At 71.4% G+C, this 9,356-nt stretch carries 11 protein-coding genes and 1 pseudogene; 6 read left to right on the top strand and 6 right to left on the bottom strand.

All coding sequences use genetic code 11. The features are described from left to right. The 4 genes and pseudogenes from PKA16_RS14875 to tehB form a co-directional block, all read left to right on the top strand. Positions 1 to 444, top strand: a pseudogene (locus tag PKA16_RS14875) (F0F1 ATP synthase subunit beta); the annotation flags it as partial. A 28-nt stretch (positions 445 to 472) separates the two neighbouring features. Continuing rightward, positions 473 to 892 carry a F0F1 ATP synthase subunit epsilon gene (locus PKA16_RS14870; RefSeq protein ID WP_324404315.1) on the top strand — a complete coding sequence of 140 codons (420 nt, stop codon included), beginning with the start codon at positions 473 to 475 and terminating at the stop codon, positions 890 to 892. An 84-nt stretch (positions 893 to 976) separates the two neighbouring features. Continuing rightward, positions 977 to 1,573, top strand: coding sequence for a cyclic nucleotide-binding domain-containing protein (locus tag PKA16_RS14865; RefSeq protein ID WP_324404313.1), 597 nt, complete (start codon positions 977 to 979; stop codon positions 1,571 to 1,573). 88 nt (positions 1,574 to 1,661) lie between these two features. After that, complete coding sequence (gene tehB / locus PKA16_RS14860) at positions 1,662 to 2,246, top strand: tellurite resistance methyltransferase TehB (protein WP_324404312.1); 585 nt, start codon at positions 1,662 to 1,664, stop codon at positions 2,244 to 2,246. 44 nt (positions 2,247 to 2,290) lie between these two features. Here tehB and PKA16_RS14855 read toward each other — a convergent pair whose 3' ends face one another. From PKA16_RS14855 to PKA16_RS14845, 3 genes are read right to left on the bottom strand one after another with little or no spacing between them, the layout of a single operon-like run. Further along, entirely contained in the window at positions 2,291 to 2,836 is a 546-nt protein-coding gene (locus tag PKA16_RS14855; protein ID WP_324404310.1) for a TPM domain-containing protein, read from the bottom strand. Between the two features lie 10 nt (positions 2,837 to 2,846). Beyond that, on the bottom strand, positions 2,847 to 3,746 hold the full coding sequence (locus PKA16_RS14850) for a TPM domain-containing protein (RefSeq protein WP_324404308.1): 900 nt from the start codon (positions 3,744 to 3,746) through the stop codon (positions 2,847 to 2,849). A gap of 53 nt (positions 3,747 to 3,799) precedes the next feature. Further along, positions 3,800 to 4,414 (bottom strand): LemA family protein, encoded by a 615-nt coding sequence (locus PKA16_RS14845; RefSeq protein ID WP_324404306.1) that lies wholly within the window; start codon positions 4,412 to 4,414, stop codon positions 3,800 to 3,802. Between the two features lie 141 nt (positions 4,415 to 4,555). Here PKA16_RS14845 and PKA16_RS14840 point away from each other — a divergent pair, with 141 nt between their 5' ends. Together PKA16_RS14840 and PKA16_RS14835 are read left to right on the top strand one after the other, a co-directional pair. Continuing rightward, positions 4,556 to 5,008, top strand: coding sequence for a nuclear transport factor 2 family protein (locus PKA16_RS14840; protein WP_324404305.1), 453 nt, complete (start codon positions 4,556 to 4,558; stop codon positions 5,006 to 5,008). A gap of 209 nt (positions 5,009 to 5,217) precedes the next feature. Beyond that, positions 5,218 to 5,751 (top strand): DUF2946 family protein, encoded by a 534-nt coding sequence (locus PKA16_RS14835; RefSeq protein WP_324404304.1) that lies wholly within the window; start codon positions 5,218 to 5,220, stop codon positions 5,749 to 5,751. A gap of 55 nt (positions 5,752 to 5,806) precedes the next feature. On the opposite strand, the gene PKA16_RS14830 is transcribed toward PKA16_RS14835, so the two are convergent. The 3 genes from PKA16_RS14830 to PKA16_RS14820 all read right to left on the bottom strand — a co-directional run. Further along, positions 5,807 to 6,430 carry a c-type cytochrome gene (locus tag PKA16_RS14830; protein WP_324404303.1) on the bottom strand — a complete coding sequence of 208 codons (624 nt, stop codon included), beginning with the start codon at positions 6,428 to 6,430 and terminating at the stop codon, positions 5,807 to 5,809. Between the two features lie 152 nt (positions 6,431 to 6,582). Beyond that, positions 6,583 to 8,097 carry an efflux transporter outer membrane subunit gene (locus PKA16_RS14825; RefSeq protein ID WP_324404302.1) on the bottom strand — a complete coding sequence of 505 codons (1,515 nt, stop codon included), beginning with the start codon at positions 8,095 to 8,097 and terminating at the stop codon, positions 6,583 to 6,585. Continuing rightward, the coding region (locus tag PKA16_RS14820) for an efflux RND transporter permease subunit (RefSeq protein ID WP_324404301.1) at positions 8,094 to 9,356 on the bottom strand (1,263 nt) is incomplete at its 5' end. The genes PKA16_RS14820 and PKA16_RS14825, both read right to left, overlap by 4 nt.

Below are 9,356 nucleotides of genomic sequence, written 5' to 3'. Positions count from 1 at the left end.
CACCTGGACTCCACCGTGGTGCTGTCGCGCGACATCGCGGCGCTGGGCATCTACCCGGCCGTGGACCCGCTCGACTCGACCAGCCGCCAGCTCGATCCGCTGGTGGTCGGCGAGCAGCACTACCAGGTGGCGCGCGCCGTGCAGGGCACGCTGCAGCGCTACAAGGAGCTGCGCGACATCATCGCCATCCTGGGCATGGACGAGCTCTCGCCCGAGGACAAGCTGGCGGTGGCGCGTGCGCGCAAGATCCAGCGTTTCCTGTCGCAGCCGTTCCACGTGGCCGAGGTCTTCACCGGCTCGCCCGGCAAGTACGTGCCGCTGAAGGACACCATCGCCGGCTTCAAGATGATCGTCGACGGCGAGTGCGACCACCTGCCCGAGCAGGCGTTCTACATGGTCGGCACCATCGAGGAAGCGATGGAAAAGGCCAAGAAGGTCGCCTGAGCGGCGCACCCACAGGAGGCCCCAAGGCATGGCAAACACCATTCACGTCGACGTGGTCAGCGCCGAGGAGTCCATCTTCTCGGGCGAGGCCACGTTCGTCGCGCTGCCCGGCGAGGTCGGCGAGCTCGGCATCTACCCGCGCCACACGCCGCTGATCACGCGCATCAAGCCGGGCTCGGTGCGCATCCACACGGCCGGCGGCGGCGAGGAGTTCGTGTTCGTCGCGGGCGGCATCCTGGAGGTGCAGCCGCACGTGGTCACCGTGCTGTCCGACACCGCCATTCGCGGCAAGGACCTGGACGAGGCCAAGGCCAACGACGCGCGCAAGAAGGCCGAGGAAGCGCTGAAGAACGCCAAGAGCGAGATCGACATCGCGCGCGCCACGTCCGAGCTGGCGATCCTGGCGGCACAGATCGCCGCGCTGCGCAAGTACCGCGAAAAGCGTTGACGCTGCGCACAGCGTCACGAATCCGACGCCCACGGCAGCCGCCGTGGGCGTTGTCGTCTGGGGCGCCACACTAGAATCGCTGCCATGTGGCAAAACCGCAATCAGGACGCGCAACTGGTGCGCGATCGCGCTGCCGCGCTGCTGGCCAGCGGGGGTGCGCTGGCGCAACTGAGCGCGCAGGACGCGCAGATCGTGGTGGACTACCTGCGGCCGCACCGGGTCGCTGCAGGCACCGTCGTGATCCAGGCCGGCAGCGGCACGGACGATCACGCGATGTCGCTCATCCTGAGCGGCGAGGCGACGGTCGAGACGCATGCCGGCAACGAGGGCATCGTGGTGTCCGTGCTCGGCCCCGGCAGCCTGATGGGCGAGATGGGCCTGGTCGACCAGGCCGCGCGCTCGGCCACCTGCACCGCCACCACCGATCTTGCCCTGGGCATCCTCACGCGCGCCGCCCTGACCCGCATGATCGACGAGCAGCCGGCGGTGGCGGCGCGCCTGCTGCTGCTGACGGCCAAGCACATCGCCGACCACCTGCGCGAGGCCAATCGCAAGCTGCAGGCCATGACCAGTGTCAGCGGCGCCCTGCAGCAGGAACTCGACGCCGTGCATGCAGTCAACAAGCGCCTGCTGGAGCAGGTCGACGCCCGCGCACAGGTGGCGCGCAAGGAGCCCGGCTGAAGGCCGATGCGGCCGCCATCGCCATGCGCGATGGGGCCATTCGGCCGGTGGCCGGGCACCCGTCTTTCCGACCCGCAGGGAATCCTTCATGACCGACACACCACGCGACGCCCATTATTTCAGCCAGCGCCATGGCATGAACCCCCCGCACAGCGAGGTGGTCGAGGCCTGTGCCACCATCCAGCCGTGCAAGGTGCTCGACATGGGTTGCGGCAGCGGCCGCAACGCGCTCTACCTGGCCAGCCTGGGCTTCGACGTCACCGCGGTCGACGCCAATCCCTCGGCCATCGGCACGTTGCAAGCGATCGCCGAGAGCGAGGCCATGACCAATGTCGTGGCGCGCGTCTACGACATCAACGAGGCCGCCCTCGGCGACGACTGGGACTTCATCGCCTGCACCGTGACCCTGATGTTCCTCGACCCCGAGCGCATCCCGGCGGTCATCGCCGACATGCAGGCGTGCACGCGCCCGGGCGGCTACAACCTGGTGGTGGCGGCGATGGACACGCCGGCCCACCCGTGCCCGGTGGGCTTCCCGTTCAAGCTCGCCGAGGGTGAACTGCGCGACTACTACGCCGGCTGGGAATTCCTCAAGTACAACGAGGACCTCGGCACCCTGCACAGCGGCGCGCGCTTCCAGTTCGCGACGATGCTGGCGCGCAAGCCGGCCTGAACGCCGCCGCCCGGCATCCGGCCGGCCCGGCGCGTGGCCGGCCCTCAGCGCAGCACGGGCTCGTCCGGCAGCTCGTTCGGGCGTGGCCCGTCGTCCGCGGGCCGAAAGTGCGGCGCCAGCAGTTCGGTGACGCCGTCCACGGCCTGCAGCAGGCCCTGCTCGAATCGGCCGTGGTGCAGCGCCTCGCCCAGGTCGCGCACCAGGGCCGACCAGGCCTGGGCGTCCACGCGGCGCGCTACGGCGCGGTCGGCGACCAGCTCGATCCGGCGTTCGGCCAGCAGCAGGTAGATCAGCACGCCGTTGTTGTGCTCGGTGTCCCAGACGTGCAGGCGCGAGAACAGCATCAGCGCGCGCTGGTGCACCAGCTTCGGCATCGGGACGCGCCAGCGCAGGTGGCGCCAGAGATAGCTGGGCGGCAGGCCGCCCTCGACGCAGATGCGCAACTGGCCGCTGTGGCGGCGCTCGCTCGCGGCGACGCGCTCGCGCAGGCGTTCGGCCAGCGCCGGTGGGACGGCGCGCCGTGCGTCGCGCTCGTCCAGCCACAGGTGGCGCAGCGTCGCGTACCAGGCGCGTGTCGGCTGTTCCGCCATGCCTGGCGGCTCACCAGCGGCCGCTGGCACCGCCGCCTCCGAAGTCGCCGCCGCCCCCGGAGCTGAAGCCGCCGCCGGAGCCGCCGCCGCTGCCCCAGCCACCGGGCAGGAACACCGGACCGCCGTAGGGCCCGCGCCCGCGGCCGCCCGCCCCGGGCGGGCCGAGCGGCGGCCGTCGCCCGCCCAGCAATGCGAACACCAGTCCGAACACGGCGGCGACCAGGGCCAGCACCAGGCTGGCGGTCAGGATGTAGGCCAGTGTGCCGACCCCGGCCCCGGTGAGCAGCGAGCCGAGCTTGTTGCCGAACACGGCGCGTGCGATGGTGCTGATGATGGGCAGTCCGATGAACAGGAACACCATCAGGTCAACCGGGTCGAACCGCGCGCCTTGCGCGCGGGGTTGCTGCACCGGCGGCAGTGGTTCGCCGCGGATGCGCGCGGAAAGCTGGTCCACGGCGGCGTCGAGGCCGGCCGCGAAGTCGCCCTGGCGGAAGAACGGCGTCATGGCCTCGTCGATGATGTGGCTGGCGGCGATGTCGGGCACGGCGCCTTCCAGTGTCTTGGCGACCTCGATGCGCACGCGTCGATCGTTCTTGGCCACCAGCACGAGCAGGCCGTCGCCGACGCCGGCGCGGCCGATCTTCCAGGTGTTGCCGACCCGGTTGGCGTAGGCCGCGATGTCCTCGGGCGCGGTGGTCGGGACCATCAGCAGCACAAGCTGGGCGCCCTTCTCGCGCTCGAGCGTCGCCAGCTTGGCTTCGAGCGCCGCGCTCTGCGCCGCATCAAGGGTGCCCGTGGTGTCGATCACGTGCGCCGTCAGCGCCGGCACCGGCTGCAGCCCCTGGGCCTGGGCCAGCAGCGCGGCGCCGGCCAGCAGCAGCGCGACCAGGGTGGCGCAGAGGCGGGCCATGGACGGCAGCGCGGCGCGCATGAGGGTCGGGACCGGCCGGGTGCCGCCGCGGCTCAGCGCGCGCCGGACGCGCCGGCGCCGAAGTCCACCTTGGGCGCGTTCGAGATCGCCGCCTCATTCGCCACGCTGAGGTTCTCCTTCGGCTTGTAGCCGAACACCATGGCGGTCAGGTTGGTCGGGAACTGGCGCGCCAGCACGTTGTATTGCTGCACGGACTCGATGTAGCGACCGCGCGCCACGGCGATGCGGTTTTCCGTGCCTTCCAGCGCCACGCGCAGGTCGGCGAAGGCCTTGTTGGCCTTCAGGTCGGGGTAGCGCTCCACCGTCACCATCAGGCGGCTGAGGGCGCTCGAGAGTTCGCCCTGCGCAGCCTGGTACTGCTCGAAGGCCTGCGGGTTGTTCAGGGTTTCGGGCGTGACCTGGATCGAGGTCGCCTTGGCGCGCGCCTCGATCACGCGCGTCAGCGTCTCCTGCTCGAAACTGGCCTCGCCCCTGACGGTGGCGACCAGGTTGTCGATCAGGTCGGCGCGGCGCTGGTACTGGTTGACCACCTCGCTCCAGGCCGACCTGGTGGCTTCGTCCAGGCGCTGGAAGTCGTTGTAGCCGCAGCCGCCCAGCGCCAGGGCGAGTGCGAGCAGGGCGGCGAGCCGCAGCAGCCAATGATGCATCGTGATTCTCCGCGCAAGTGAATTGAACGGGCCAAAACATACCATGCCGTCAGGCCTGCGCGCCGCCGCCCGGTTCCGGGCCGCGACGTGCGGGGCAGGCACAATGGCGGCATCCCAGACTCGGCAGTTGTCCCAGCCTTCATGCCTCGCACGCCCCCCGGCCAGCGCGCCACGATCCTCGGTGGTTCGGCCGACGAAATCGAAACCGCCTTCTACGAAGCGCTGGAGAGCGGCGACATCGAGCAACTCATGGCCTGCTGGGCGGATGAGGACGAGGTGGTCTGCGTCCACCCCGGCGGCCCCCGGCTGGTGGGCGCGCTGGCGATTCGGGCTGCCTTCGAGGCCATGTTCGCGCAGGGCACGATTCGCGCCGTGCCCGAGCGCGTGCGCCGCATCGAGATGCTTGGCGCGGCCGTGCACAATGTGCTCGAGCGCATCGACCTGCTGACCGAGGAAGGTGCCGAGCACGCCTGGGTGGTGGCGACCAACGTCTACTTCAAGGGCGCGCAGGGCTGGCGCCTGGTGGCCCACCATGCCAGTCCGGGACGCAGCGAGGTGGCCGAGGTCACGGTGCCGGCGCAATTGCTGCACTAGGATGAAATACCCCCTATGTCGCTGCGCTCCATCCCCCTGAAAGGGGGACGCACCCAGTGTCCAGGGAGACCCCCGGCCACGGGTGCCCCGCCTGGCCTGCTCCGCGGCCTTCGGAGCCACGCCGTTTCATGCGACGTGGGTGGCGCGCAGCGCAATGGATAACTGACGCGGACCTGCGATGCAGCAAGACCTGGTCTGGGAGCAGCCGCATGGATGAGATCGTTCGCCGCGCCATGGCGCGCTGGCCCAACGTTCCGGCGTGCGCTGGCTGGCTCGGGCTCGACCTGCGTGGCTGCTGGTACCTGCGCGACGCGGCGGCGCAGGCGCGGGGCGGGTTCAGCAGCGGCCTGCCGGGAGCGCGCGGCGAGCGGCTGGAGCACGCGGGCCTGATCGCCTTCATCGGCCGCAACTACGCGGCCGATGAGCGCGGGCGCTGGTTCTTCCAGAACGGTCCCCAACGCGTGTTCGTCGAGCTGGAGCTGACGCCCTGGATCTGGCGCGTCGACGCGGATGGCCAGGTGTTGTCACACACTGGGCGGGCAGCTCGCGTGGACAGCGTCTGGGTCGACGAGCGCGGGCGCGTGCTGCTGCAGACCGACCTGGGACCGGGCCTGGTGCACAGCCAGGACATGCATGCCGTGGCCGAGCGCGTCGAACACGGCGACTGGACGCCGCAGGCGATCCAGTCGGCCGCGCTGGCGGCGCGCTTCGGCTTCGTCGCCAGCCCGCAGGCGCTGGGCTGACGCCGCCCAGCAAAAAGGCCGGCTCCGGGCCGGCCTTGTCCGGGCGCACGCGACCTTACTTGGCAGCGTCGGCCATGTAGCTCACGGCATCGAACAGCTCGGCGTCGGTGGCCGTGGTGGCACCGCGCGGCGGCATCGCGCCCTTGCCGTGGATGGCGATGTTCATCATCGCGTCCATGCCCTCGGCGATGCGTGGCGCCCAGGCCGCCTTGTCGCCCAGCTTGGGCGCGCCGGCCACGCCGGCGCCGTGGCAGGTGACGCAGGACTTGTCATACAAGGCCTTGCCCGCGGCCAGGTCGGCCTTGCCGGGCGCGGCCGCGGCGGCAGGCGCCTCGACCGGCGCGGCGGCGGTTTCGGTGCTGGCCGGCGCCGGTGCCGGCGCGGCGGCCGGTGCAGCCGCCGCCTGTTCGGCCGCCGCGGGTGCCGCGGCCTCGGCGGCGGCGCCGCCTTCGCGGATTTCCACCGAGCCGACTTTCTGGATGCGGGCGATCACCTTTTCGGCGGCGCCGGTTTCGCCGGGGGAGGTCTTGGGCGCGGCGTTGATCCAGATCGCCAGGCCCATGCTGATCAGGATCGGCACCGCGAAGCCGGCCAGACTGACCCAGAACAACTGCGTCGGGGTCTTGATCGGGCCGGGGATGGCGTTCGGGTCTGCTTGCTCGTGCGTGCTGTCGCTCATGGCGTCCTCGGGCTGGAGTCGTGGGTGTTCCGTGCGCGCCGTGCGAGCCGGGCGCGCACGGCACGGGCCGGCACAGGCATACGACGCCGATTGATTATAGGGTGCGCCCTTCCCCGGACGCGCAGCATCCACCCGGCCCGCGGGGACACGGTTCAGCCGGCGGGAGCCGCTTCGATCCAGCCACCGCCCAGCGCCTTGTAGAGCTGGACATCGGCCGCGCGCTGTGCCAGCTGTGCCTGCGCCAGCGCCTGCTGGGTGGCGAACAGCGAGCGCTGGGCATCCAGCAGGTCGAGGTGGCTGGCGACGCCGTTGCGAAAGCGCAGCTCGGCCAGTTCGAAACGCGCGCGCTCGGCCTCGGCCTGTGCGCGCAGGGCGGCCAGCTGGTCGTTCAGCGTGGCGCGGCTCGCCAGCGCGTCGGCCACCTCGCGGAAGGCCGACTGGATCGCCTTTTCGTATTGCGCCACGGCGATCTCGCGCCCGGCCTGGGCGGCTTCCAGGCCGGCCTGGTTGCGGCCCATGTCGAACAGCGGCAGCAGCAGGCTGGGCGCGAACGACCAGGCCTTGCTGCCACCGGACCCCAGCAGGCCGTCGAGGTCGCTGCTGACGCGCCCCAGGCCGGCGGTGAGCGTGATGCGCGGGAAGAAATTGGCGCGCGCGGCGCCGATGTTGGCGTTGGCGCCGATCAACTGCTGCTCGGCGGCGCGGATGTCGGGGCGGCGCAGCAGCAGGCCCGACGGCAGGCCGGCCGGGATCGGGGCAAAACCCGGCAGCTCGGGCACCGCCGCCACGGCCGTGGCCGGCTCGGCCAGGCGGGCGGAGGCCGTGGCCGGGCCGGGCGCGACCAGCGCGGGGATCAGCCGCTCGGGGACCGGGGCGCCCACCAGCAGGGTGAGCAGATTGATGTCCTGCGCGCGCAGGCGCTGCTGCTGCGCGCGCGCGGCCTGGGCGCTGGCCACCAGCGATTCGCCCTGGCGCAGGTCGAGCGCGGACGACGCGCCGTGCTCGAAGCGCAGGCGGATCAGCGCCAGAGACTGCTCGCGCGTGGCCAGCGTGCGCTCGGACAGCAGAAGCAGCTCGGTGTCGGTCTTCAGCTGCAGCCAGGTGCTGGCGACGCTGGCGATCAGGCTGATCTGCGCCGTCTTGCGCGCCTCCTCGGTGGCCAGGTAGCTGGCCAGCGCGACGTCCTTCAGCGCGGCGACGCGGCCGAAGAAATCGAGCTCCCAGGAGGCGCCGCCGAGCGCCACGCTGTAGCTGGAGGCGACGCTGGGCGCGCTGGCGCCGGCCGGGTTGGGCGCCGAGCGCGAAGCGCTCGCGCTGACGCCGATGGTCGGGAACTGGTCGGCGCGCCGGATCTGGTATTGCGCGCGCGCCTGCTCGATCGCCTGCACGGCGATGCGCAGGTCGCGGTTGCCCTCCAGGGCCAGCGCCACCAGCTCGCGCAGCGTGGCGTCCTGCACGAAGTCCTGCCAGGGCAGGTCGGCCGCGGCGCGCGCGTCCGTGCCGGCGACGGACAGGCCGGCCGTGCTGGGCCAGTCGCTGGCCACCGGTGCCGCGGGGCGTTCGTAGGCCGGAATCAGGGAGCAGGCGGAAAGCATGGCCGCCAGGGCGACCGCGCCCAGGCGCAGGGGGGCATGCGCTGGCCGATCGGCGGGGTGGGACGGGTTCATGACGGGTCCTTGGCGGAGGAAGAGGCCGTGCCGTCGTCCGCGTCCAGGGCGCGGAGTTCGGATTCGGGCAGGCCCTGTTCGGCGTCGTGCAGGATGCGCGTGGCGGTGTCGCCGGAAAGGCCGGCACGCACCGCGTGCTCGGCATAGCGTTCGTGCTGCCGTGCCGAGCCCTTGAAGACGTGGCGCACCACGACGAAGAACATCGGCACGAAGAACACCGCCAGGAAGGTGCCGATCAGGATGCCCCCCATGACCCCGGTGCCGATGGCACGCTGGCTGGCCGAGCCGGCGCCGCTCGCGACCGCCAGCGGCAGCACGCCCAGCGAGAACGCCATCGAGGTCATGATGATCGGACGAAAGCGCAGGTGCGCCGCGGCCAGCGCCGATTTCACGGCGCTCATGCCCTGCGCCTGCAGGTCCTTGGCGAACTCGATGATCAGGATCGCGTTCTTCGCCGACAGGCCGATGATGGTGATCAGGCCGACCTGGAAGTAGACGTCGTTGGTCAGGCCGCGACCGGTGACCGAGAGCAGCACGCCGAGCACGCCCAATGGCACGACCAGGATCACCGCCAGCGGGATCGACCAGCTCTCGTAGAGCGCCGCCAGCGCCAGCACCACGGCCAGGATGGCGAAGCCGTACAGGATCATGGCCTGGTTGCCCGCGAGCTTTTCCTCGCGCGACTGGCCGGTCCACTCGTAGCCGAACCCCTCGGGCAGTTGCGTGGCCAGGCGTTCCATCTCGGCCATGGCGTCGCCGGTGGAGTAGCCGGGCGCCGCGCCGCCGGCGATGCGCATCGCCGGGTAGCCGTTGTAGCGGATGGTCTGCATCGGGCCGGTGATCCAGCGCGTGCTGGCAAAGGCCGACAGCGGCACCGCCTGTCCGCGACTGTTCAGCGCCGTGAGCTGCAGGATGTCCTCGGGCTGCATGCGCGCCGGCGCGTCGGCCTGGATGACGACGCGCTGCAGGCGGCCGCGGTTCGGGAAGTCGTTGACGTAGGCCGAACCGAGCGAGGCCGAGATGGCGCTGTTGATGGCGGCAAAGCTGACGCCCTGGGCGGCGGCCTGGTCGCGATCGATGTCGATCTGCAACTGCGGCGCGTCCTCCAGGCCGTCCGGGCGCACGCCGGTCAGCACCTTGCTTTGCATCGCCATGCCGAGCATCTGGTTGCGCGCCGCCAGCAGCGCCTCGTGGCCCTTGCCGGCGCGGTCCTGCAGGCGGAAGGTGAAGCCCGAGCTCACGCCCAGTTCCGGGATCGG

The sequence above is a fragment of the Ottowia sp. genome (assembly GCF_035325765.1).
Classification (GTDB): Bacteria; Pseudomonadota; Gammaproteobacteria; order Burkholderiales; family Burkholderiaceae_C; genus Ottowia.
The sequence above is the reverse complement of the archived record's forward strand: the minus strand, read 5'-3'. Positions and strand labels throughout refer to the sequence as shown.

Coding starts and splice junctions, on each gene's coding strand:
- PKA16_RS14865 (WP_324404313.1), top strand. CDS start 977: ATGTGGCAAAACCGCAATCAGGACGCGCAACTGGTGCGCGATCGCGCT.
- PKA16_RS14845 (WP_324404306.1), bottom strand. CDS start 4,414: ATGCATCATTGGCTGCTGCGGCTCGCCGCCCTGCTCGCACTCGCCCTG.
- PKA16_RS14850 (WP_324404308.1), bottom strand. CDS start 3,746: ATGGCCCGCCTCTGCGCCACCCTGGTCGCGCTGCTGCTGGCCGGCGCC.
- PKA16_RS14835 (WP_324404304.1), top strand. CDS start 5,218: ATGGATGAGATCGTTCGCCGCGCCATGGCGCGCTGGCCCAACGTTCCG.
- PKA16_RS14855 (WP_324404310.1), bottom strand. CDS start 2,836: ATGGCGGAACAGCCGACACGCGCCTGGTACGCGACGCTGCGCCACCTG.
- PKA16_RS14840 (WP_324404305.1), top strand. CDS start 4,556: ATGCCTCGCACGCCCCCCGGCCAGCGCGCCACGATCCTCGGTGGTTCG.
- PKA16_RS14870 (WP_324404315.1), top strand. CDS start 473: ATGGCAAACACCATTCACGTCGACGTGGTCAGCGCCGAGGAGTCCATC.
- PKA16_RS14825 (WP_324404302.1), bottom strand. CDS start 8,097: ATGAACCCGTCCCACCCCGCCGATCGGCCAGCGCATGCCCCCCTGCGC.
- PKA16_RS14830 (WP_324404303.1), bottom strand. CDS start 6,430: ATGAGCGACAGCACGCACGAGCAAGCAGACCCGAACGCCATCCCCGGC.
- tehB (WP_324404312.1), top strand. CDS start 1,662: ATGACCGACACACCACGCGACGCCCATTATTTCAGCCAGCGCCATGGC.